The organism is Azospirillum sp., assembly GCF_050789165.1.
Window position 1 is genome coordinate 226226 of the sequence record NZ_JBOZRT010000155.1, and the last position, 23442, is coordinate 249667.

At 69.3% G+C, this 23442-nt stretch carries 21 protein-coding genes and 1 pseudogene; 5 read left to right on the top strand and 17 right to left on the bottom strand.

Annotated elements, in window-relative coordinates:
* Positions 1 to 186: 186 nt before the first annotated feature.
* Positions 187 to 2466 (top strand): NADP-dependent malic enzyme, encoded by a 2280-nt coding sequence (locus ACRWK7_RS33060; RefSeq protein ID WP_431861761.1) that lies wholly within the window; start codon positions 187 to 189, stop codon positions 2464 to 2466.
* A 26-nt stretch (positions 2467 to 2492) separates the two neighbouring features.
* On the opposite strand, the gene ACRWK7_RS33065 is transcribed toward ACRWK7_RS33060, so the two are convergent.
* From ACRWK7_RS33065 to ACRWK7_RS33090, 6 genes are all read right to left on the bottom strand, one after another.
* The gene (locus ACRWK7_RS33065; protein ID WP_431861763.1) at positions 2493 to 3086 is read right to left on the bottom strand and encodes a DUF3501 family protein; all 594 of its coding nucleotides are present in this window, start codon (positions 3084 to 3086) and stop codon (positions 2493 to 2495) included.
* A gap of 153 nt (positions 3087 to 3239) precedes the next feature.
* The gene (locus tag ACRWK7_RS33070) at positions 3240 to 4595 is read right to left on the bottom strand and encodes a heterodisulfide reductase-related iron-sulfur binding cluster (RefSeq protein ID WP_431861765.1); all 1356 of its coding nucleotides are present in this window, start codon (positions 4593 to 4595) and stop codon (positions 3240 to 3242) included.
* A 177-nt stretch (positions 4596 to 4772) separates the two neighbouring features.
* Entirely contained in the window at positions 4773 to 5192 is a 420-nt protein-coding gene (locus ACRWK7_RS33075) for a rubrerythrin family protein (protein WP_109118202.1), read from the bottom strand.
* A gap of 159 nt (positions 5193 to 5351) precedes the next feature.
* Positions 5352 to 5801 carry an iron response transcriptional regulator IrrA gene (gene irrA, locus ACRWK7_RS33080; RefSeq protein WP_431861767.1) on the bottom strand — a complete coding sequence of 150 codons (450 nt, stop codon included), beginning with the start codon at positions 5799 to 5801 and terminating at the stop codon, positions 5352 to 5354.
* 155 nt (positions 5802 to 5956) lie between these two features.
* Positions 5957 to 7354, bottom strand: a complete 1398-nt coding sequence (locus tag ACRWK7_RS33085; RefSeq protein ID WP_431861769.1) for an NAD(P)H-dependent flavin oxidoreductase — start codon at positions 7352 to 7354, stop codon at positions 5957 to 5959.
* Between the two features lie 170 nt (positions 7355 to 7524).
* On the bottom strand, positions 7525 to 8265 hold the full coding sequence (locus tag ACRWK7_RS33090; RefSeq protein WP_431861771.1) for a glycerophosphoryl diester phosphodiesterase: 741 nt from the start codon (positions 8263 to 8265) through the stop codon (positions 7525 to 7527).
* A 65-nt stretch (positions 8266 to 8330) separates the two neighbouring features.
* Between ACRWK7_RS33090 and ACRWK7_RS33095 the strand changes: the two genes are divergently transcribed.
* Positions 8331 to 9353 carry a lysine-2,3-aminomutase-like protein gene (locus tag ACRWK7_RS33095; RefSeq protein ID WP_431861773.1) on the top strand — a complete coding sequence of 341 codons (1023 nt, stop codon included), beginning with the start codon at positions 8331 to 8333 and terminating at the stop codon, positions 9351 to 9353.
* Here the strand turns inward: ACRWK7_RS33095 and ACRWK7_RS33100 are convergent.
* Positions 9350 to 9862 (bottom strand): TspO/MBR family protein, encoded by a 513-nt coding sequence (locus tag ACRWK7_RS33100; RefSeq protein WP_431861775.1) that lies wholly within the window; start codon positions 9860 to 9862, stop codon positions 9350 to 9352. The two genes, ACRWK7_RS33095 and ACRWK7_RS33100, sit on opposite strands and share 4 nt — an antisense overlap.
* 113 nt (positions 9863 to 9975) lie before the next feature.
* On the opposite strand from ACRWK7_RS33100, the gene ypfJ reads away from it, so the two are divergent.
* Complete coding sequence (gene ypfJ, locus ACRWK7_RS33105; protein WP_431861777.1) at positions 9976 to 10893, top strand: KPN_02809 family neutral zinc metallopeptidase; 918 nt, start codon at positions 9976 to 9978, stop codon at positions 10891 to 10893.
* Between the two features lie 96 nt (positions 10894 to 10989).
* Complete coding sequence (locus tag ACRWK7_RS33110; RefSeq protein ID WP_431861779.1) at positions 10990 to 11577, top strand: hypothetical protein; 588 nt, start codon at positions 10990 to 10992, stop codon at positions 11575 to 11577.
* A gap of 67 nt (positions 11578 to 11644) precedes the next feature.
* On the opposite strand, the gene pnp is transcribed toward ACRWK7_RS33110, so the two are convergent.
* The 8 genes from pnp to rimP form a co-directional block, all read right to left on the bottom strand.
* Positions 11645 to 13855, bottom strand: coding sequence for a polyribonucleotide nucleotidyltransferase (pnp, locus tag ACRWK7_RS33115; RefSeq protein WP_431861781.1), 2211 nt, complete (start codon positions 13853 to 13855; stop codon positions 11645 to 11647).
* A gap of 283 nt (positions 13856 to 14138) precedes the next feature.
* Positions 14139 to 14408, bottom strand: coding sequence for a 30S ribosomal protein S15 (gene rpsO / locus ACRWK7_RS33120; RefSeq protein ID WP_431861783.1), 270 nt, complete (start codon positions 14406 to 14408; stop codon positions 14139 to 14141).
* A gap of 16 nt (positions 14409 to 14424) precedes the next feature.
* Complete coding sequence (gene truB / locus ACRWK7_RS33125; RefSeq protein ID WP_431861785.1) at positions 14425 to 15363, bottom strand: tRNA pseudouridine(55) synthase TruB; 939 nt, start codon at positions 15361 to 15363, stop codon at positions 14425 to 14427.
* Complete coding sequence (gene rbfA / locus ACRWK7_RS33130) at positions 15353 to 15928, bottom strand: 30S ribosome-binding factor RbfA (RefSeq protein ID WP_431861787.1); 576 nt, start codon at positions 15926 to 15928, stop codon at positions 15353 to 15355. The genes truB and rbfA overlap by 11 nt, the downstream gene beginning before the upstream one ends.
* A 236-nt stretch (positions 15929 to 16164) precedes the next feature.
* Complete coding sequence (gene infB, locus ACRWK7_RS33135) at positions 16165 to 18945, bottom strand: translation initiation factor IF-2 (protein ID WP_431861789.1); 2781 nt, start codon at positions 18943 to 18945, stop codon at positions 16165 to 16167.
* A gap of 13 nt (positions 18946 to 18958) precedes the next feature.
* Positions 18959 to 19654: an RNA-binding protein gene (locus ACRWK7_RS33140; RefSeq protein WP_431861791.1), complete on the bottom strand. Its 696-nt coding sequence runs from the start codon at positions 19652 to 19654 to the stop codon at positions 18959 to 18961.
* A gap of 24 nt (positions 19655 to 19678) precedes the next feature.
* Complete coding sequence (gene nusA, locus ACRWK7_RS33145) at positions 19679 to 21220, bottom strand: transcription termination factor NusA (protein WP_431861793.1); 1542 nt, start codon at positions 21218 to 21220, stop codon at positions 19679 to 19681.
* Positions 21221 to 21274: 54 nt separating this feature from the next.
* Complete coding sequence (gene rimP, locus ACRWK7_RS33150; protein WP_431861794.1) at positions 21275 to 21766, bottom strand: ribosome maturation factor RimP; 492 nt, start codon at positions 21764 to 21766, stop codon at positions 21275 to 21277.
* A gap of 236 nt (positions 21767 to 22002) precedes the next feature.
* Between rimP and ACRWK7_RS33155 the strand changes: the two genes are divergently transcribed.
* On the top strand, positions 22003 to 22317 hold the full coding sequence (locus tag ACRWK7_RS33155) for an antibiotic biosynthesis monooxygenase family protein (RefSeq protein WP_431861796.1): 315 nt from the start codon (positions 22003 to 22005) through the stop codon (positions 22315 to 22317).
* Positions 22318 to 22441: 124 nt separating this feature from the next.
* Here ACRWK7_RS33155 and trmB read toward each other — a convergent pair whose 3' ends face one another.
* On the bottom strand, positions 22442 to 23164 hold the full coding sequence (gene trmB, locus ACRWK7_RS33160) for a tRNA (guanine(46)-N(7))-methyltransferase TrmB (protein WP_431861797.1): 723 nt from the start codon (positions 23162 to 23164) through the stop codon (positions 22442 to 22444).
* A gap of 153 nt (positions 23165 to 23317) precedes the next feature.
* Positions 23318 to 23442 (bottom strand): annotated as a pseudogene (locus ACRWK7_RS33165) (methionine adenosyltransferase); the annotation flags it as partial.

Genomic DNA, 23442 nt, shown 5'->3' on the forward strand with positions numbered 1-23442 from the left:
AGGAGAGGATGGACTTTCGAGTGTGTGCCGTTTCTGTCCTTCCGACACAAAAAAATGATCGAATCGTGCTTTCGCGGTGCACACCGCGCTGGCAGGTTGCGCTGGTCGCCGTTAACATCGCCGGTTCCGAACAGCCGGCAGCACCAAAGAACCGGCGAAGCGTCAGACTCCGAGGACTGCACTCCCATGGCCGAAACCGACACCAAGCGCGTCACCGACGAAGAAGCCCTGCTGCTGCACGCCAGCGGCCGTCCGGGCAAGCTGGAAATCACCGCAACCAAGCCGCTGACCACCCAGCGCGACCTGTCGCTGGCCTATTCGCCGGGCGTCGCCGCGCCCTGCCTGCGCATCGCCGAGGATCCCTCGCTGGCCTACGACTACACGGCCAAGGGCAACGTGGTGGCGATCATCTCCAACGGCACGGCGGTGCTGGGCCTGGGCGACCTGGGCGCGCAGGCCAGCAAGCCGGTGATGGAAGGCAAGGCCGTCCTCTTCAAGCGCTTCGCCGACATCGACGGCATCGACCTGGAGGTCGACACCCGCAACGTCGAAGAGTTCATCAACTGCGCGCGCTTCCTCGGCCCCTCCTTCGGCGGCATCAACCTGGAGGACATCAAGGCGCCGGACTGCTTCGTGATCGAGGAGCGGCTGCGCGAGATCATGGACATCCCGGTGTTCCATGACGACCAGCACGGCACCGCCATCATCGCCGGCGCCGGCCTGATCAACGCCTGCGACATCACCGGGCGCGACATCGCCGACGTGAAGATGGTGGTGAACGGCGCCGGCGCGGCCGGCATCGCCTGCGCGCAGCTGTTCAACGACCTGGGCGTGCGGCGCGAGAACATCACGCTGTGCGACACCAAGGGCGTCGTCTACCGCGGCCGCACCGACGGCATGAACCAGTGGAAGTCCTCCTTCGCCATCGACACCGACAAGCGCACGCTGGAGGAGGCGGTCGCCGGCGCCGACGTGTTCGTCGGCCTGTCGGCCAAGGGCGCGATGACCCCGGCCATGGTCAAGAGCATGGCCGACAAGCCGATCATCTTCGCGCTGGCCAACCCGGATCCGGAGATCACGCCGGAGGAGGCCAAGGCGGTGCGTCCCGACGCCATCGTCGCCACCGGGCGCTCCGACTACCCGAACCAGGTGAACAACGTCCTGGGCTTCCCGTACCTGTTCCGCGGTGCCCTGGACGTGCGCGCCAGCACCATCAACGAGGCGATGAAGCTCGCCGCCGCCCAGGCGCTGGCCGCCCTGGCGCGCGAGGACGTGCCGGACGAGGTGGCCGCCGCCTATTCCGGCCGCCGCCTCAACTACGGCCCCGACTACATCATTCCCACGCCCTTTGACCCGCGCCTGATCGTCACCGTGCCCTGCGCCGTGGCGCAGGCGGCGATGGAGAGCGGCGTGGCGCGCAAGCCGATCGTCGACATGGCGGGCTACCGCGCCACGCTGCGCACCCGCCTCGACCCGACCGCCGACTCGCTGGAGATGATCCTCGAGAAGGTGCGCACGCAGCCCCGCCGGGTCGTCTTCGCCGAAGGCGAGGAGGAGCGGGCGATCCGCGCCGCCCTCGCCTTCAAGGCGGCCGGCTACGGCACGCCGGTGCTGATCGGCCGCGAGGAGGTGATCAAGGAGCAGCTCGCCTCCATGGGGCAGGCGGCCATGGCCAGGCAGCTGGAGATCCACAACGCCCGGCTCTCCGACTCGAACCGCCGCTACACCGACTTCCTGTACCGCCGCCTGCAGCGCAAGGGCCTGCTGCACCGCGACTGCCAGCGCATGGTGAACCAGGACCGCAACGTCTTCGCCGCGCTGATGGTGGCGCTGGGCGACGCGCACGCCGTGGTCACCGGCCTGACCCGCAGCTTCCAGGTCAGCTTCGACGAGGTCACCCGCGTGTTCGACCCGAAGCCGGGCGAGCGGGTGTTCGGCCTGACCGCGATGATCAACCGTTCGCGCACGGTGTTCATCGCCGACACCACGGTGAACGAGGTGCCGGACCCCGAGACGCTGGCCGACATCGCCGTGCAGGCCGCCGCCAAGGCCCGCCAGATGGGGCACGAGCCGCGCGTGGCGCTGCTGTCCTACTCCAACTTCGGCCAGAACCGGCACGGCGAGAACGTTAAACGCGTGCGCGACGCCGTCGCCCTGCTGGACCAGCGCAAGGTGGACTTCGAGTACGACGGCGAGATGTCGGCCGACGTGGCGCTGGACCACGAGCTGATGCGCCGCGTCTACCCGTTCTGCCGCCTGTCCGGACCGGCCAACGTGCTGGTCATGCCGGCGCTGCACGCCGCCAACATCGCGGCCAAGCTGCTGCAGAAGATGACGCGCGGCACGGTGGTGGGCCCGCTGTTGATCGGCCTGGACCACCCGGTGCAGATCGTCACCATGGGCGCCACCGTGAACGACATCGTCACCATGGCGGCGCTGGCCGCGCACGACTCGATCGCGCGGTAAGGGTCAGGGAGGGGGCGAAAGCCCCCTCACGCGAAGTCCTTCGCCAGCTCCTCGCGCACCCGCTCCGGCATCACGGCCATGTGGCCGTAGTTGGGGTGGGTGAAGGCGACCACCACCTGGGTGCCCGGCGTGCGGAAGGCCGCCACCTGGGCGTCGGTGAAGTCGAAGTGCATGAAGTGCACCGACGACGCCTTGCCCTCCTCGTTGGTGCGCTCGACGTCGGCCTCCGGCCGGGCCTGGACGGTGTGGCCGGCGAACTGCAGCTGCATGGTCTCCTCGACACCGCCGAGGCGGGTCAGGAAGGTCTGGCGCTGGACGGGGTTGTCGATCTCGAACATCACCGTGGCGACCAGCTCGCGCCCCTTGGGGATCAGGGGGTTGTAGGCGCGCAGCTCGTCCGCGATCTGCTCCTCGCCGCCCTTCTCGATGTGGAGCATCTCGTGGATCTGCTGCCACATCGTGTCGTAGTTCTCGAAGTAGAAGGTGGCGTAGGGGCCGACCGAGACGCGGCGGTGCTTCTTCACCTCGACCAGCGCCTTGCGGCGGGCGGCGCGCTCCTTGGCGTACTCGGCCGGCGGGATGATGTCGGCGCGGGTAATCTCGGTCTTAAGGGCGGTCATGGGATTCGGCTCCTTGGCCCAGATGCTTCCATTCTTCGGCCGTCATCCCCGCGAAGGCGGGGATCCATAAGCTCCACACCCGCATGCTTCGGGGGTTATGGATCCCCGCCTTCGCGGGGATGACGATGACGAGGCGAGCGCGGTTAAACGCGCTTAAACGGTGATGCCGTAGGCGCGGGCAAAGATCTCGATGGGGTGCAGGTTCTCCGGCGCCGCCGCCTCGCCGTCCAGCCGTTCGATCCCCTGCATGATGTGCATGCCGGCGAGCGGGCATTCGGAGGAGACGTACCGCTTGCCCGCCTTCACCGCCTGGTTGGCGACCGGGCGGCCAACTTTGAGCGCGGTCGGGAAGTTCTCCTTCAACACGCCCCACGACCCGCCATGGCCCGAGCAGCGCTCGATCACCTTGACGTCGGCCTGCGGGATCAGCCGCAGCATCTCCGCCGACTTCGCTCCCATGTTCTGCGCCCGCGCGTGGCAGGCGAGGTGCATGGCGACGCCACCCGGCACCGGCTCCATCCCCTCCGGCAACCCGTGCCGCTTGGCGATGTCGACGACGAACTCGGAGAGGTCGAAGGTGGCTTGGCTGAGCTTCTCGACCTGGGCGCGGTGCGGCGCGTCCTTCGGCACCAGCAACGGCCATTCCAGCTTCAGCATCAGCGCGCAGCTGGGGATCAGCGCCACCACGTCGTAGCCCCGGTCGATCCACGACTCGAGCCCGCCGGCGACGGTCGCGGCGTTGCGGCTGACCCGCTCCAGCTCGCCCTGCTCCAGCTGCGGCATGCCGCAACAGCCGGGATAGGCGACCTCCACCTCGACACCGAGCTTGGCGAGCACGGCGCGCGCCGCCATGCCGATGGACGGGTTGTTGTAGTTGGCGAAGCAGGTGGCGTAGAGCACCGCCTTGCGCTTGGCGTAGGCGGGCGCGTCGCGGTTGATCTCCACCGGCGTGTCGCTTGCCCGGCGCACCAGGGTGTGGCCGTGGAACTTCGGCAGGTGGGCTTCCTGGTGGAGGCCGGCGACCTTCTCCATCACGGGGCGGGTCAGCGTGTTGCCGGTGTCCGACGCCCAGTTGGCGAGCGGCGCCACCAGGCCGGCCAGCTTGCCGTTGCGGTCGGTCTCCACCAGCTGGCGCACCGCGAAGGGCACGCCGCGCGTCTTCGCATCGACGGCGCGGGCGCGCAGGATGAGGTGCGGGAAGTCCAGCGCCCACTCGTGCGGCGGCACGTAGGGGCACTTGGTCATGAAGCACATGTCGCACAACGTGCAGGCATCGACCACCTGCCGGAAGTCCTCGGACTTCACGTCGTGCATCTCGCCGGGGCCGGCGTTGTCGACGAGGTCGAACAGCCGCGGGAAGCTGTCACACAGGTTGAAGCAGCGCCGGCAGCCGTGGCAGATGTCGAAGACGCGGCGCATCTCCGCGTCCAGCTTGGCCTCGTCGTAGAAGTCCGGGTTCTGCCAGTCGAGCGGGTGGCGGACGGGCGCCTCGAGGCTGCCTTCGCGCATGGTTCCTCCTGCGGCCGGGTTCGCTCCCGGTCTGCGGTTTCTGCCCGAAAGCCCCTCCCCCCTCGCGGGGGAGGGGTTTGGGGAGAGGGGGGCAGCGCGCGGTAGCGCGCGAAAGGTACGTTCGCCACCCTCTCCCCAGCCCCTCTCCCGTCAAGGGAGAGGGGCATGAAGCCTTCCTTAGGCCATCTGCTCCAGGGCCTTCTGGAAGCGGCCGGCGTGCGACTTCTCGGCCTTGGCGAGCGTCTCGAACCAGTCGGCGATCTCGTCGAAGCCTTCCTCGCGGGCGCTGCGCGCCATGCCCGGGTACATGTCGGTGTACTCGTGCGTCTCGCCGGCGATGGCGGCCTTCAGGTTGTTGGCGGTCTCGCCGATCGGCAGGCCGGTGGCCGGGTCGCCGACCTCCTCCAGGAACTCCAGGTGGCCGTGCGCGTGCCCGGTCTCACCCTCGGCGGTCGAGCGGAACACCGCCGCCACGTCGTTGTAGCCCTCGACGTCCGCCTTCTGTGCGAAATAGAGGTAGCGGCGATTGGCCTGGCTCTCGCCAGCGAAAGCGGCCTTGAGGTTGTCCTCGGTCTTGGTGCCCTTGAGCGACGGCATGGTGTGTTCCCTCCTGAAGGATTGGCGGCCGGCACCACGGCATGCGTCGAGGCGCGCCGGTTCGGGCCGGGCACACACTAGGCTGCCACCGACCGAAACGGACGTCAACGGTTTAGAATTTTTCCAAATATGGCCACAAAGGCCCGCCCGCGGAACCGATCAGTTCCGCGGCTGGGCCGGCGCCGGAGCCTGCACCGAGGGTGCCAGGCGCACGATCACGTCGACGCGCGCCACCTTGGTTCCGTCGGGCGGGGCCGGCAGGTTGGCGACCAGGACGTGGTCGCCGGGGATGTCCTCCAGCCGCCCGGTGCCTTCCAGGAAGAAATGGTGGTGCTCGGACGTGTTGGTGTCGAAATAGGACTTCCCGGCCTCCACCACAACCTCGCGCAGGAGGCCGGCGGCGGTGAACTGGTTCAGCGTGTTGTAGACGGTGGCCAGCGAGACGCGGATGTTGGCGCCCATCGCCTCCAGGTGCAGTTGCTCGGCGGTGACGTGGCGATCGCCGGCGTCGAACAGCAGCCGGGCCAGCCCAAGGCGCTGCCGCGTGGGGCGGAGCCCGACGGCGTGCAGGCGGTCGAGAGCGCGCTTGTAGGGTCGGGTTCCGTTCATGCGTCGAGTCGGCGTGAGGGGTCCACGGCGTCGGCCGCCGGGCCGCGACACACCGCCGCAGCCGAAAGTAAGATTAGAACGGTTTTAGCGGGTCGGCAAGCAATCGCTGAAGGAAAGGCCGGGCGCACCGCGCGCCGGGCCTTTCCCTTCAGGCCTTAGTACCCCGTGGCGATGCGCTCGACGAGCTGCTGCACCGTCGGGATGAAGCCGTCCTTGTAGTACGGGTCGCTGGCGAAGCGATAGGCGTTGTGCCCCGCGAACATCAGCTGGTTCTCGCAGTCGTCCGAGTGGCTGACCGCCTGCAGCGTCTTCTGGATGCAGTAGGAGCGCGGGTCGGCCTTCTTGCCGGTCGATCCGTCCCCGTGCTGCGACCAGTTCGAGAACAGGCAGGCCGACAGGCAGCCCATGCAGTCGATCTGGTCCTGCAGGATCTGCTCCGCCCTCTCCGGCGTGACGAAGATGATGGTGCTGTCCGGCGTCTTCAGACCCGCCGTGAAGCCCTGGTCGACCCAGGACTGCGCGCGCTGCTTGTCGGTCTCGGTCAGGTAGACCGGGCGCCCGCGCGGGCCGATGGGGAACTCGGCCGCGTGCTCGCCCACCGGCTTCGGCATGTAGGCGACCTGACGGTCGGAGCGGGCCATCAGCTCCTGCATGAACGGGTTCTTGACGCCCGAGGAGTAGAAGCCGGTCGGCGAGAAGCGGTTCAGCAGCACGTCGCCTTCCTGGAGTCCCAGCAGCTTCTTCTTCCACGCCATGGAGATCGGGCTCTCCTGCGTCAGCAGCGGGCGGGTGCCGAACTGGAAGGCGACCGGGCCGAGATCCGGGTTGTCCAGCCAGTCCTCCCACTCGCTCAGCCACCAGACGCCGCCGGCCATGATGACCGGCACGTGCTCCAGACCGAAGCTGTTCATCATCTGGCGCAGCGCCAGGACGCGGGGGAACGGATCCTCGGGAACCCGCGGGTCCTCGGAATTGGACAGGCCGTTGTGGCCGCCGGCCAGCCACGGGTCCTCGTAGACGATGCCGCCGAGGTTGTCGCGGAACTTCTGGTAGGCGCGCAGCCACAGCGCACGGAAGGCGCGCGCCGAGGACACGATCGGGTAGTAGTAGCAGCCGTACCGCGCCGTGATCTCGGCGATGCGGTAGGGCATGCCGGCGCCGCAGGTGACGCCGTGGATCAGGCCCTTGGCCCCTTCCAGCGCGCCGTGCAGGATCTCCTCGGCGCCGCCCATCTCCCACAGCACGTTCATGTGGATGCGGCCCTGCCCGTTCGAACGCTCGTGCGCGATGCGGGCCTGGGCGACGGCACCCTGGATGCCGTAGGCGATCAGCTCGTCGTGCCGCTCGCGGCGGGTCTTGCCGTGGTAGATCTGCGGGATGAGGTTCCCGTGTTCGTCGTAGCTGTCGGCGTTCACGCCGGAGAACGTGCCGATGCCGCCCGCCGCCGCCCAGGCGCCGGAGCTTTCGCCGTTGGAAACCGCCACACCCTTGCCGCCTTCGACGAGGGGGAGCACTTCCCGGCCGGACATGACCAGTGGCTTCAGCGCCTTCAACGAAACCTCCAAACCGATCGAGCGATGCACGGAACCGGAAACAGGGTCAAGGGAGCGCTCCGCCGGAGAGGTGTCGTCTCCGCCGGCGCGCCCCGCCTGTTCCCGCGGCATTTATAGGAGGAAAAACGACGGAGGACGAGCGGATTTGCATAGGCCTCCGCAGGAAAGCGTCACATCCGGCCGAGTTGCTCCGCCAAACGGCCGGGCGCGTCGGTGAAGACGGCCGCCGCGCCCCAGTCGAACAGCGCCTTCGCGCGGGCCGCATCGTTGACCGTATAGGCCAGCACCGGCCGCCCGGTGGCGCGGTAGGCGGCGATGGTCTCGGCGGTCTGCCGCTTCTGGTTCACGTTGAGGGTGGCCGCCCCGATGCGGTCGGCGACGGCGGCCCAGTCGGCCGGCGGCCTGTCCATCAGGTAGCCGCGCGGGATCTCCGGCGCCAGCGTGCGGGCCAGTTCCAGGCACTCCACCTGGAAGCTGGAGACCAGCAGGGGTCTGTCGGCGGGCCAGCGGCGTTTAAGCGTGTTGATCGCCGTTTCGGCGGTCTCCAGGCTGCGGCCCGGCGTCGGCTTGATCTCGGCGTTGAGGCCGAGGCCGAGATCCAGGACAAGGTCGAGCAGCGCCTCGAAGTGCGGCACCGGCTCGCCGGCGAACGGCGCGCCGAACCAGGAGCCGGCGTCGAGCGTCCGCAGCTCCGCCCAGTCGATGGCCGCCAGGGCGCCGCGGCCGGAGGTGGTGCGCTCCAGGGTGTCGTCGTGGATCACCACCGGCACGCCGTCGCGGGTCAGCGCCACGTCGATCTCGACCCAGGCCGCGCCCTGGCGCGCCGCCTCGCGGATCGAGGTCAGTGTGTTCTCCGGCGCCGATTCCTTGGCGCCGCGGTGGCCGATCAGGCGGGGAAGGGTCGACAGCATGGGTCCTGCGGGAGTATGAGCGGGGCCCTCACTATGGCGCACGGCAGCGCGCGCGGGAACGGGACATGAAGGGTGCGAACAGCGTCGCCGATCTGGTGGCCGCCGGGCTGATGACGCCGGAGGCCGGACGGGCCGTGTCTGCGGTGGCCGACCGCTATGCCGTGGCGCTCACCCCGTACGTGCTGGAGCGGCTGGCCGGCGCGGAAGCGGACGATCCCCTGTACGCGCAGTACATCCCCTCCCCCGAGGAGGCGTACACTGCGCCGTCGGAGCTGGCCGACCCCATCGGCGACGACTCCCACTCGCCGGTCAAGGGCATCGTCCACCGCTATCCCGACCGCGTGCTGCTGAAACCGCTGCACGCCTGCGCGGTGTACTGCCGCTTCTGCTTCCGCCGCGAGATGGTCGGCCCCGGCGGCGACGCGCTGTCCCCCGCCGAGCTGGACGCCGCCTTGGCGTACGTGCGCGAACACAGCCAAGTGTGGGAGGTGGTGGTCACCGGCGGCGACCCCTTCCTGCTCAGCCCGCGCCGCCTGTCCGCCATCGTGCGGGCGCTGGCCGACATCCCGCACGTCGCGGTCGTCCGCTTCCACACCCGCGTGCCGGTCGCCGATCCGGCGCGGGTGACGCCGGAGCTGGTCTCCGCCCTGCGCGCCGAGGGCGTGACGACCTGGGTCGCCGTGCACGCCAACCACGCCGCCGAGCTGACCGCCGAGCCCGCGGCGGCGCTGGCGCGGCTGGCCGACACCGGCATCCCGCTGCTCGGCCAGACGGTGCTGCTGAAGGGGGTCAACGACGACGCGGCGAGCCTGGAGGCGCTGTTCCGCGCGCTCGTCCGCCACCGGGTCAAGCCCTACTACCTGCACCATCCCGACCTCGCCCCCGGCACCAGCCACTTCCGGCCCACCATCGCCGAGGGGCAGGCCTTGGTGAAGGCGTTGCGCGGCCGGGTGTCCGGCGTGTGCCAGCCGACCTACGTGCTGGACATCCCCGGCGGCCACGGCAAGGCGCCGGCCGCGCCGGCCTGGGTGGCCGAGGACGGCACCGTCGAGGACTTCACCGGCACCAAGCACCGCTACGAGCCCTAAACGCCGCCGAACACCCGGTCGGGGTTGACCATCGCCTGCTGCACGGCGACCACCGACGCGAAGCCCGTCCACAGGATGATCGGTGCCCAGCTCAGCGCGATGGCGCGGTCGTCGGGCCAGACCAGCGCGATGCTGATCAGCGTCAGCACGAGAAAGGCGATGGTCCACACCGCCGCCAGGACCGGGCTGCCGAGCACGAAGTAAACGCCGGTAAACGTGGCGAACAGCAGCCACAGCACGGCGTGGATCGCCACCAGCACCCGCCAGTGCCGGATCGCCGCCCGCCGGTTCAGCAGCCGTACGTCGCCCCACAGTTGGAAGACGTTCAGGACGAACCACACCACCGGGAACACCCAGGGCGGCGGCTGCAGCGGCACCACCACATAGCCGTCGAACGGCACGCCGCTGTGGCGGGTGAGGTAGCCGGGGATGCTCACCAGGATCCAGAACAGCACGGCGTGCCGCCAGCGCACGGGGCCGGCGGGGTGGTGAAGAGCGGTATCGGTCATGGAACCTCCTTGGTGCCGGCGTATACGCGGGCCGGTGCGGAACGGATCAGGGCGGGTGCGGGAACGCCGCCCCGCTGCCGCTGGTTTTCCCTGCATCGGAATGGGAGGACGGCATGCGCTGGCAGGACGGGCGGGAGAGCGAGAACATCGAGGATCGGCGCGGCGAGGGCTATTCCGGCGGCGGTTTCGGCGGCGGGCGCATGGGCATCCCCATCCCCATCGGCCGCGGCGGCCTGGGCATCGGCGGGCTGGTGGCGGTGCTGCTGATCTCCTGGGTGCTGGGCATCGACCCGATGGCGCTGCTGGGCGGCGGCGACCCGACGGTCACCACGGCGCCCCAGGGATCACGACCGACCACCACGGTGCAGCGCGCCCCACGCTCCGGCGCCGAGGACGAGCTGAAGAGCTTCGTCAGCCACGTGCTGGCCGACACCGAGGACACCTGGAACGCCGCCTTCCAGCAGATGGGGCGCACCTATCAGGAACCGCGGCTGGTGCTGTTCTCCGGCGCGGTGGACTCGGCCTGCGGCATGGCGCAGTCGGCGATGGGGCCGTTCTACTGCCCGCTCGACCGCAAGGTCTACATCGACCTCAGCTTCTACCGCGACCTGCGCGACCGCTTCCATGCGCCGGGCGACTTCGCCCAGGCCTACGTCGTCGCGCACGAGGTCGGCCACCACGTGCAGACGCTGCTGGGCATCTCGCAGAAGGTCAGCGAGGCGCAGCAGCGCGCCGCGAAGACCGAGGCCAACGCGCTGTCCGTGCGCCTGGAGTTGCAGGCCGACTGCTTCGCTGGCCTGTGGGGCAACGCCGCGCAGCGCCGCGGCGTCCTGGAGCCCGGCGACGTGGAAGAGGCGCTGAACGCCGCGACCGCCATCGGCGACGACCGCCTCCAGCAGCAGGCCCGCGGCCGGGTGACCCCCGACAGCTTCACCCACGGCAGTTCCGCCCAGCGCGTGCGCTGGTTCAAGCGCGGCATGGAGACCGGCCGGCTGGACGCCTGCGACACGTTCTCGGCGGAGCGGCTGTAATTACCACTTGTTGCGACAATTCGCGTTTCCACAATGGATGGTGGCTCTGCGCTATGATCTTCTCCTTGCATGACGCACAAAACGCAGGAGGAGATAGTGAAGGCACGCAAGAAATTAATCCTGGGCGTGATGGGAGCTGCAGCCCTCCTGCTGTCTGGCTGCGCCAACCCCAGCAAGCACATGCTCAATGTGTCCGAACCGGCCGTCGTCTCCACCCCTGCGCCGGACAAGGCCACCCTGGTTTTTCTTCGCCCATCGCTCTTCGGCGGTGCCATCCAATCACCGGTCTTCGATGTCACGGATGGAGCCCCGCAGTTCGTGGGCATCGTGTCGGCGTCCACCAAGCTCGCCTATGCCTCGCCGCCGGGAAAGCGGCGGCTCATGGTGGTTGGGGAAAATGCCGGTTTCCTGGATGCGGAACTCGGCACGGCGCGCACCTATTACGCCCGGGTGGAGCCCCAAATGGGCATTTGGAAGGCGCGGTTCGTGCTTGAGCCGGTTCCCGCATCCACGTCCGCACTGGCCGGGGAGTTGAACAACTGCAAGTGGGTCGAGAACGGCCCGACAGCCGGGGACTGGGCGCGCGAGAACATGCCCAGCGTCAAGGCAAAGATGGCCAATTACCTTCCGGACTGGGAGAAACAAGCCACGAAGCCAGCCCTGCATCCCGAGGATGGGCGCTGAGCGGAAAGAAAAAAGGGCGCCCGAAGGCGCCCTTTCCCTTACTCACACCGTAAGGCTCGGCCTCACGTCACTCGCCGCGCGGGCGGCGCTCACGGCGCGGGCGGTCCTCGCGGGGCTCACGCGGCTCGCGGGCTTCGGCCGGGGCGGACTCGTCCGCACCCTCGGGCTTGCCCTTGCCGGAGATGTCCTCGCCGGTGGCCTGGTCGACCTGCTTCATCGACAGCTTGACCTTGCCGCGGTCGTCGAAGCCGATGACCTTGACCTTCACCTCGTCGCCCTGGTTCACCACATCCGCCACCTTGCCGACGCGCTGCGGCGCCAGCTCGGAGATGTGCACCAGACCGTCGCGCGAGCCCAGGAAGTTCACGAAGGCGCCGAAATCGACCACCTTCACGACCTTGCCGGTGTAGATCACGCCCATCTCCGGCTCGGCCACGATGCCCTTGATCCAGTCGATGGCCGCCTGCGCCGCCTTCGAGTCGACCGCGGCCACCTTGACGGTGCCGTCGTCCTCGATGTCGATCTTGGCGCCGGTCTGCTCGACGATCTCGCGGATCACCTTGCCGCCGGAGCCGATCACGTCGCGGATCTTCTCCTTCGGGATGTTGATCACGGTGATGCGCGGCGCGTTCTGGTTGACCGCCTCGCGCGCCCCGCCGATGGCCTTCGCCATCTCGCCGAGGATGTGAATGCGGCCGTCCTTGGCCTGGGCCAGGGCGACCTTCATGATCTCCTCGGTGATCGAGGTGATCTTGATGTCCATCTGCAGCGCGGTGACGCCGCGCTCGGTGCCGGCCACCTTGAAGTCCATGTCGCCGAGGTGGTCCTCGTCACCCAGGATGTCGGAGAGCACGGCGACGCCCTCGTCCTCCTTGATGAGGCCCATGGCGATGCCGGCCACCGGACGCTCCAGCGGCGCGCCGGCGTCCATCAGCGACAGCGAGGTGCCGCAGACCGTGGCCATCGAGGAGGAGCCGTTCGACTCGGTGATCTCCGACACCACGCGGATGGTGTAGGGGAACTTCTCCTTGCTCGGCAGCAGCGGGTGGATGGCGCGCCACGCCAGCTTGCCGTGGCCGATCTCGCGGCGGCCCGGCGAGCCCATGCGGCCGGCCTCGCCCACCGAGTACGGCGGGAAGTTGTAGTGCAGCATGAAGCTCTCGCGGTACTCGCCCTCGAGCGCGTCGATGATCTGCTCATCCTGGCTGGTGCCCAGCGTGGTGACGACCAGCGCCTGCGTCTCGCCGCGGGTGAACAGCGCCGAGCCGTGGGCGCGCGGCAGCACGCCGACCTCCGAGATGATCGGCCGCACCGTCTTGGTGTCGCGGCCGTCGATGCGCTTGCCGGTCTTGATGACCGAGCCGCGCAGGATGTCGGCCTCCAGCTCCTTGAACTCGGCGGAGATGTGCGAACCCTCGACGCCCTCGGCGGTCAGGGCCTCGACGGCCTTGGCCTTGGCGGCGCCGATCTTCTCGTAGCGGACCTGCTTGACCGTCTCGGTGTAGGCGGCCTCCACGTCGGCGCGGACGAGGTCGCTGACGCGGGCCTTCAGGGCGGCGCGGTCGTAGGCCGGGGCCGGGATGTCCCACGGCTCCTTGGCGCACAGCTCGGCCAGCTCGATGATGGCCTGGATGACCGGCTGGAAGTTCTTGTGGCCGAACATGACGGCGCCGAGCATGACCTCCTCGGTCAGCTCCTTGGCTTCCGACTCGACCATCAGCACGCCTTCGGTGGTGCCGGCGACCACGAGGTCGAGGTCGGAGCCGGAGACCTGCTCCTGCGTCGGGTTCAGCACGTACTGGCCGTCGATGTAGGCGACGCGGGCGGCGCCGATCGGGCCCAGGAACGGAATGCCGGAGATCGTCAGCGCCGCCGAGGCGCCGACCATGGCGACGATGTCCGGATCGTTCTCCAGGTCGTGGCTCAGCACGGTGGCGACGACCTGGGTCTCGTTGCGGTAGCCATCGGCGAACAGCGGACGGATGGGACGGTCGATCAGGCGGCTGACCAGCGTCTCCTTCTCGGTCGGGCGCCCCTCGCGCTTGAAGAAGCCGCCAGGGATCTTGCCGGCCGCGAAGGTCTTCTCCTGGTAGTTGACCGTCAGCGGGAAGAAATCGACGCCCGGCTTCGGCGCCTTCGCGCCGACGGCCGTGCACAGCACCGTGGTCTCGCCGTAGGTGACGAGAACGGCGCCGTCCGCCTGGCGGGCGACCTTGCCGGTTTCGAGGGTGAGCTTGCGTCCGCCCCAGTCGATTTCTTTGCGGTAAACGTTGAACATGCTGTCTTTCCTTCCGTCCGACACCCCGTCAGGCCGGATTGCCTGCCCGGAGCCGGGGCCACCAGTCGTCAGACCCCGTATGAAATCGCGATGAAGACCTAAGCAAAAATGACAAACGGCCGGACCCGGTCAACCCGGGCCGGCCGCCTGTCTAGCGTACCGATGCTGATGAAGAACCCGCCGCACGCACATCCGCCCCGGTGGCGCCGCGTGTGTCCGGCGCCTGGGTGTGGGATGCGGTGGTGCGGGTTTTCACGGACCTCTTGACCTGGTGAAGCCGGACTTAGCGGCGCAGGCCCAGACGCTCGATGAGCGTGGCGTAGCGGCTCTGGTCCTTCTTCTTCAGGTAGTCCAGCAGGCGGCGGCGCTGGCCGACCATGACCAGCAGACCACGGCGCGAGTGGAAGTCCTTCTTGTGGCCCTGCAGGTGCTCCGTGAGGTTGCGGATGCGCTCCGACAGGATCGCGACCTGCACCTCGGGCGAGCCGGTGTCGGCGGTGCCGCGGCTGTATTCCTTGATGAGTTCCTGCTTGCGATCGGGCGTAATCGACATCGTGGCTCCTATAATCTTAAAGGTTGATCACGCGCACCGGACGGACCTCCGCCCCCTCGACGCGGACCAGCGCCACCGGCTTGCCGCCGGAAAGCGCAATGACGATGCCGTCCTCGCCGACCGAACCGCGGATCGCCGTGAGGCGTTCGAGGTCCTGCCGGGTGAGGAGCGCCACCGCTTGGCCGTGTCTCAGTCGGTGCGCTTCGGCTTCCGTCAGGGCCAGCGCCGGGATGTCGTCCAGCGCGGTCTCGATGGGAAGCAGAAGTCGTTCGACGGCCGCACCATGATCCATGGCGGCCAATTCGTCCAGGGAAATTGCCTTGTCCAGCGTGAATTGCCCGACCCGCAGCCGGCGCAGCACGGCGACGTGCCCGACGGTTCCCAGGGCTTCGGCAAGGTCGCGGGCCAGCGAGCGCACGTAGGTGCCCTTGCCGCAGTCCACCTCCAACACCGCGTGGTCGGCGTCGGGCATCTCGACCAGCTCGAAGCGGTCGATGCGCACGCGGCGCGCGGCGAGGTCGACCACGTCGCCCTCGCGGGCGATGTCGTAGGCGCGCTCGCCGTCCACCTTGATGGCGGAGTACTGCGGCGGCACCTGATCGATCTCGCCGAGGAACGCCGGCAGCGCCGCGCGGATCGCCGCCTCGTCCGGGCGCGCGTCGGAGCGGTCGATGACCTCGCCCTCGCGGTCGTCGGTGGCGGTGCGCTCGCCCCAGCGGATGGTGAAGCGGTAGGTCTTCGCCCCGTCCATGGCGTAGGACACGGTCTTGGTCGCCTCGCCGAGCGCGATGGGCAGGATGCCCGTGGCGAGCGGGTCGAGCGTGCCGCCGTGTCCGGCCTTCTCGGCGTTGAGCAGGCGCCGCACCTTGGACAGTGCCTGGGTGGAGGTCAGCCCCTCCGGCTTGTCGAGCACCAGCCAGCCGTGGATCGGCTGGCCTTTCCGCTTACGTGCCACGCTTACCCCCGCCGCCGGCCGGCTCGTCGTGCACGTCGTCGGTCTCCTCGCCCTCTTCGAAGGCGTCGTCGACGTCGTCGGACTCCTCGTAGCCGAGGTCGTCGGCGCCCTCGGCGTCCTCCTCCTCGTCCCAGGAATCGTCCTCGTCGTCGCCGTTGCGGCCCTTGCCGAGGTCGCGGGCGACGTCGGGGCTGTGCAGGATGGCGTCGATGCGGCCGGCGTAGTCGAAGGAGGTGTCCGGCTCGAAGCTCAGCGTCGGCGCGTGGCGCAGGTTGACGGCGCGCACGATCTGGCCACGCAGGTAGGGGCCGGCCCGGCGCAGCGCCGCCAGCATCTGATCCATGTCGCCGCCGCCGAGCGGCGAGACGAAGGCGGTGGCGGCCTTGAGGTCCGGGCTGATGCGCACCTCCGACACGACGACGAGGTGGCCCTGCAGGTCCGGATCGTGGAAGTCGCCGCGCTGCAGCACCGCCGCCAGCGCGTGGCGCAGTTCCTCGCCGACGCGAAGCATGCGCTGGGACGGCGCCTTGCCCGCACGGATGGTGGCGTAATTCTTCTTCGCCATGATGGTGTCTTTCGTCTTGCGGCCGCGCGGCCACCGCGGGAAACCGGCAACGGAGACCGTCACCGTGTTTCAACCATGTTCCCTCTTCCGTCATTCCCGCGAAAGCGGGAATCCAGCCGGTTCAGGCGCTTTGACGGAAAGCCTGGATCCCCGCTTTCGCGGGGATGACGGGAAAATGAGAAGGAGAGCGAAGGGGCCGCGGCGAACCGCGGCCCCCCTTGGTGATGTTGGGCCGATCAGAGCACCCGCGCGATCTCTTCGATCTCGAAGGCTTCGATGATGTCGCCGGCCTCGATGTTGTCGTAGTTCTCGAAGGCCATGCCGCACTCGTAGCCCTCGCGCACGTCCTTGACCTCGTCCTTGAAGCGCTTGAGGGTCTTCAGCGTGCCTTCGTGGATCACGACGTTGTCGCGCAGCAGGCGGACGCCCGCACCACGCTTCACCGTGCCCTGGGTCACCATGCAGCCGGCGACCTTGCCGACCTTGGTGATGTTGAAGACCTCGCGGATCGTCGCGTAGCCGATGAAGCGCTCGCGCAGCGTCGGCGACAGCATGCCCGTCAGAGCCGCCTTCACGTCGTCGATCACGTTGTAGATGATCGAGTAGTAGCGGATCTCGACGCCGTCGCGCTTGGCCATGTCGCGGGCCTGCGGGTTGGCGCGGACGTTGAAGCCGATGACCATCGCGTTGGAGGCGTTCGCCAGCGTGATGTCCGACTCGTTGATCGCGCCCACCGAGGCGTGCAGGACGCGCACCTTGACCTCGGTGTTCTCGGCCGTGAGCTTCTCCAGCGAGGTGGAGATCGCCTCGATCGAGCCCTGCACGTCGCCCTTGATGACGACCGGCAGTTCCTTGGCCTCGCCGGCCTGGATGCGGCTGAACATGTCCTGCAGCGAGCCGCGCGCGGACGCCGCGTTGGCGGCCTCGCGCTTCTTGCGCTGGCGGAACTCGGCGATCTCGCGGGAGCGCGCCTCCGACTCGACGACGGTGAAGTCGTCGCCGGCGAGCGGCGTGCCGTTGAGGCCCAGCACCTCGACCGGGCTGGCCGGGCCGGCCTCCTCGACGCTCTGGCCGCGGTCGTTGACGAGGGCGCGGACGCGGCCCCACTCCGACCCGGTGACGAACACGTCGCCGACCTTCAGCGTGCCGCGCTGGACCAGCACGGTGGCGACCGAGCCGCGGCCGCGCTCCAGCTTGGCCTCGACCACCACGCCCTCGGCGCTGCGGCCGGGGTTGGCCTTCAGCTCCAGGATTTCCGCCTGCAGGAGGATGGCCTCCTCCAGCTTGTCCAGGTTGAGCTTGGCCTTGGCCGACACCTCGACGGTCTGGATGTCGCCGCCCAGCTCCTCGACCACCAGCTCGTGCTGCAGCAGCTCCTGGCGGACGCGGTCCGGCTTGGCGTCGGGCAGGTCGATCTTGTTGATCGCCACGATGATCGGCACCTTCGCCGCCTTGGCGTGGTGGATCGCCTCGATGGTCTGCGGCATGACGCCGTCGTTCGCGGCGACCACCAGCACGACCACGTCGGTGACGTTGGCGCCGCGGGCACGCATCTCGGTGAAGGCGGCGTGACCCGGCGTGTCGATGAAGGTGATCCTCGCACCCGACTCCAGCTGCACCTGGTAGGCGCCGATGTGCTGGGTGATGCCGCCGGCTTCGCGGCTGACCACGTCGGTCTGGCGCAGCGCGTCCAGCAGCGAGGTCTTGCCGTGATCGACGTGGCCCATGATGGTGACCACCGGCGGACGCGACACCAACGCCTCGTCGATGTCCTCGTTGCCGCGCAGGCCCAGCTCGACGTCGGCCTCGGACACGCGGCGGACGCGGTGGCCGAACTCGGTGATCAGCAGCTCAGCCGTATCGGCGTCGATGGTCTGGTTGATGGTGGCCATCACGCCCATGCGCATCAACGCCTTGATGACGTCGGCGCCACGCTCGGCCATGCGGTTGGCCAGCTCCTGGACGGTGATGACTTCCGGCAGCACGACGTCGCGGGTCACCTTCTGGGTCTCCTGACGGGACAGCTGACGCAGCCGCTCCTTCTCACGGGCGCGGCGCACCGCGGCGAGCGAGCGGGTGCGATCGCCACCGTCCTCGCTGAGGGCTTGGGACACGGTCATCTTGGCACCGCCGCGACGGCGGTCGGCACCCGGGGCAGCACCGCCGGGCTTGCGGGCCGGGGCGGCCGGCGCCTTGGCCGGGCCCTTGCCGCCGCCACCGGGACGGCCGCGGCTGCGGCCGCCGTCGTCCTCGTCCTCCTCGACGCGGGCGGGGGGCAGGCCGCCGACCGGCGGACGGGCCGACGGGGCTTCGCTGGTGGTGCTGGCCGGCGGACGGGCAGCCGGCGCCATGCGAGCACCCTGCACGCCGCGGTCGTCGGTGCGGCGGGTGGCGGGCGCCTCGGCGGCGCGGCGGGCCTCCTCGGCCTCCTTGCGCCGGGCCTCTTCCTCCTTGCGGCGGCGTTCGGCTTCCTCGGCCACCTGGCGCTCGGCCTCCTGGATGCCGCGCAGCTCCTCCAGCTCGCGCTGGCGCAGCGTGTCGGCGTCGAGGATCTCCGGCTCTTCGACCACCGGCTCGGGCGCCGGGGCCTCGGTCACCGCGATCTCCGGCTCCTCGTAGGTCTCCTCGGGCTCGTAGCGGCGCTGCTCGGCCTCGATGATCGCGCCGCGCAGGGCGCGTTCGCGGGCCTCGCGCTCCTCCTTGGTGAGCTGGCGCACGGCGCCGCCCATGCCGCTGCGGCCGCCGGGACGTCCACCGCCCGGCCCGCCGCGCATCGGCATGCCCTGCGCCGCCTGACGGGCGGCGGCACCGCCGTCGGCGATGCCGGGGACGGCACCCTTCTCGACGGTGCGTTTGCGCTTCACCTCGACGGTCACGGTCTTGGTGCGGCCATGCGAAAAGCTCTGCCGGACCGTGCCATCGACCGGCTTCTTCAACTCAAGCTTGCCCTTCCCGGTGGTGCCACCGGCGTTGAGGTGCAAGACTTTCTTGTGGTCCTGGTCGTTGCTGTCGGTCATCGGATCCGGTCAGTTAAATACGTTGCTTGCCATGGTCCGCCGGCACCGTGCCGTCGGTCATTCCTTCAATGCCCCTGAGCCGAGCCGCATCGCGGCTCAACCCGTCGGCCAGCCGGCCAGCCGCGACGACGGCATGGACGGCGTGATCGCGTCCGAGCGCGGCGGCGAGGTCCGCCGACTCGAAGAGATCCAGTACCGGCAGGCCCGGCGCCAGCGCCGTCACCTTGCCGCGCTGGTCGGGTGACCCGTCGGCCGCCTCCAGCAGAAGCCCCGGCGGCGGTCCCTTGGTGCCGACGCGGCCGCCCTTCAGCGCCTCGCGGACCTTCTCGAACCCCGCCACCGCCTGGCCGGCGCGGCGCGCCAGCCCGATCTGGTCGAGACAGCGCCGGCGCAGCAGCCGCGCCAACCGGTCCGCCAGATCGGCGGGCGGCCGGACGGCGCGCCGGGCCGCCTTGGAGAACAGGCCTTTGGACACCGCCTTGTCAAGGGCGGCGCGCTCGGCGGTCAGCCACAGGCCGCGGCCGGGCAGGCGTTCCTCCAGGTCCGGCACGACCTCCCCGTCCGGCGCGATCCCGAAGCGGATCATGCCGTCCTTGGGCTGGACCGCCCCGGTGGCGATGCAGCGGCGAAGCGGACCCTTCTCCTTGTCCGCCTCGTGCGCCGGCTCGGCACCGTGGTCCTGCTCGATCGCGTCGGTCTGGCCTGCCATCCCTTGCGTTGCTTCCTCGAACCGTTACTCGGCCGCCGGCTGCGCGCCGCCGCCGGGGGCGGGCTGCGGCGCCGCGGCGCCGTCGCCCTCACCGTCGAACCAGTGCGCACGGGCGGCCATGATGATCTCGTTCGCCTCGTCCTCGGACGGGCCGTCCTTGCCGAGCATGTCGCGCAGCTCGTCGCCGGCCAGATCGGCCAGATCGTCCAGCGTCTTGACGCCGCCTTCGCCCAGCTTGACCAGCTGAGACGCGGTCAAGCCGGACACCTCGGCCAGCGCGTCCTCGACGCCCAGCTCGCGGCGGCGGGCGTCGGCGCGGGCGTCCTGCTCCTCGAGGAAGCTCAGGGCGCGCTGCTTCAGCTCGTTGGCCACGTCCTCGTCGAAGCCCTCGATCTCGGCGAGCTCCTCGGTCTCGACGTAGGCGATCTCCTCGACCGAGCTGAAGCCCTCGGCGACCAGAAGATGGGCGATCACGTCGTCCACGTCGAGGCCGTCGATGAACAGCTGCGAGCGGGTGCGGAACTCCTCGGTGCGGCGCTCCGACTCCTCCTGCTCGGTCAGGATGTCGATGTCCCAGCCGGTCAGCATGGTGGCGAGGCGCACGTTCTGGCCGCGGCGGCCGATGGCCAGCGACAGCTGGTCGTCCGGCACCACCACCTCGATGCGGCGGCCTTCCTCGTCCAGCACGACCTTGGCCACCTCGGCGGGGGCCAGCGCGTTCACCACGAAGGTGGCGGCGTCGTTGTTGAACGGGATGATGTCGATCTTCTCGCCCTGCAGTTCGCCGACCACCGCCTGGACGCGGCTGCCGCGCATGCCGACGCAGGCGCCGACCGGGTCGATGGAGCTGTCGTGGCTGACCACGGCGATCTTGGCGCGGCTGCCCGGATCGCGCGCCACGGCGCGGATCTCGATGATGCCGTCGTAGATCTCCGGCACTTCCTGGGCGAACAGCTTCGCCATGAACATCGGATGCGTGCGGGACAGGAAGATCTGCGGCCCGCGGGCCTCCTCGCGCACGTCGTAGATGTAGGCGCGCACGCGGTCGCCGTTCTTGAAGTGCTCGCGCGGCAGCAGCTCGTCGCGGCGCAGGATCGCCTCGGCGCGGCCCAGGTCCACGGTGACGTTGCCGTACTCGACGCGCTTGACCAGGCCGTTGACGACCTCGCCGATGCGGTCCTTGTACTCGTTGAACTGGCGCTTGCGCTCGGCGTCGCGGACCTTCTGGACGATGACCTGCTTGGCGGTCTGCGCGGCGATGCGGCCGAAGTCGATGGGCGGCAGCTGGTCGATGATGAACTCGCCGAGGCCCTTGGGCGGCCGCTGCTTCTGGCCATAGGCCAGGCTCACCTGCGTCGCCTCGTTCTCGACGGTCTCGACGACCTCGAGGTAGCGGGCGAGGTGGATGTCGCCGGTCTTGCGGTCGATGCGCGCGCGGATGTCGTGCTCGTGGCCGTACTTCGAGCGACCGGCCTTCTGGATCGCCTGCTCCATCGCCTCCAGGACCTCGTCCCGGTCGATGTTCTTTTCGCGGGCAACCGCGTCAGCGACTTGCAGCAGTTCCATCCGTCATACTTCCTGGACTGACCGTTGTTCTTTCCCGGACCGGATGCGGTCCGGTCACCCCTGTTCCTGGCCGCCGGCGGCGCGGAGAAGCTCGTCCGTGATCACCAGCTTGGCGCGGAGCACGTTGTCGAAGGTCACGCGCGCCGGGCCGCCTTCGGCGTCGAGGATGATCTCCTCGCCCTCGACGCCCTTCAGCGTGCCCTTGAAGCGCTTGCGACCGTCGATCGCGAGGCGCGTCTCGAGCTTCGCCGTGAAGCCGGCGAAGCGCTCGAAGTCCTTGAGCCGGGTCAGCGGCCGGTCGAGACCGGGCGAGCTGACCTCCAGCGTGTAGGCCCCGGCGATGGGATCCTCGACGTCGAGGAGCGCCGACACGGAGCGGCTGATGTCGGCGCAGTCCTCCACGGTCATGGGGGCGCCGTCGGTGCGCTCGGCCATGATCTGCAGCGTCGGGCGTTGCCCGCCCAACAGGAGCACCCGCACGATCTCGTAGCCGAGGGCCTCGACCGAAGGGGTGATGATCTGCTCGATCCGACCGGTTGCGTCCATTCCACCAAGCCTGCCCCGGAGCGCGTCCCCAGGGGATTCCACACGCCAGATTAAAAAAATAGGTGCGCCAAGGCGCACCCGCAAAGCGTCTCGCCGGCCCGATCGCTCGGGCCGCCAAGCCGTATGGGATTTCGGTTTCGAATATAGCCGTCTTTCGGCGGGCTGCAAGCCCTTTTCCCGGCCCAGGCAGGATACTGTACGCTGGGCAGCGTCCCACCAGCCGGAGGCGCCCGCCCGTGATCGTCGAACTCGCCATCCTCTCCGTCCGCCCCGGCCAGAGCGGCGCCTTCGAACGCGCCATGGCCGAGGCAACGCCGCTGATCGCGGCCACGCCCGGCTTCCTGGGGATGGAGGCGCGCCCCTGCCTGGAGGCGGCGGACCGCTACCTGCTGCTGGTGCGCTGGCGCGCCGTGGAGGACCATGAGGTGGGCTTCCGCGGTTCGGACCGCTATACCCGCTGGAAGGCCTTACTTCACCACTTCTACGACCCGTTCCCGACGGTGGGGCACTACGGCGCGCCGGTGGTGGAGGCGTTGGAGCCGGGCGCGTGAGGCAGCTGGCGCGGACCGGAAGACCTCGTCGGACCGGAGGCGGTGCTGCGGATCCCGTGGCCGGACCTGGAGGTGCCGCTCGCCACCCTCTATCGCAACGTCACCTTCAGGCCCGACGAGCCGCTCACGCCCGGGCCTTCCTGACGAACCGCAGGAACACCGGCTTGCGCCCGGCCTCGATGGCCTTCTGCTCGTAGCGGGTGGGCGGCCAGTCGGCGGGGCGCTCGCGCCAGTCGCGCGGCGACCGGGCGGTCCACTCGAAGGCCGGGTGCTTCACCGTGTGCTCCAGCATCCAGCGCACCAGCCCCATGTCGTCGCTGGCCAGCCGCAGCTCCGCCCCGTCCTTCAGCACGCGCGCCAGCTTCTCCAGGTTCGCCGGCCCGATGAAGCGGCGCTCCCAATGGCGCTTCTTCGGCCAGGGGTCGGCGAACAGCACGAAGGCGCGGCCGATCGACTGGTCAGGCAGCGCGTCGAGCAACGGGCGGGCGTCGTCCGGCAGGACGCGGACATTGTCCAGATTCGCCTGATCCACCAGCGCCAGCAGGCCGGCGACGCCGTTGACGAACGGCTCGGCGCCGATGTGGCCGATCGCGCGGTTGTGCTCCGCCTGCCAGGCGAGGTGGTGGCCGCTGCCGAAACCGACCTCCAACCACGCCTCGTCCACCGGACGGGAAAACAGCGCCTTCGGGTCGAGGCGCTCGCCCGGCTGCGGCACCGGGATGGTGAGCGCGGGCAGCAGCGTGTCGATCAGGCCGGACTTGCGCTTGCGCAGCGGCCGGCCCTTGCGCCGGCCGTACAGGCGGCGGGTGGGGTCTTGGGTGGAATCCGGGGAGGTGTCTTCGGTCATGAACGGCACATTTCCATGAGGCGCACACCTTCCTTCAACCGTCATCCCCGCGAAGGCGGGGATGACGGAAAAGAAGGGAAAGTTCAGGTCGTTCCCAAAAACAAACGCAGGGGCCCGAAGGCCCCTGCGCTCGATACCACGATGCGCTTGCTATCAGAAGAAGGCGTTGCGCAGGTCGTTCACCAGATCGGTCTTTTCCCAGGAGAAGCCGCCGTCGGCGTCCGGCTCGCGGCCGAAGTGGCCGTAGGCCGCGGTGCGCGCGTAGATCGGCTTGTTCA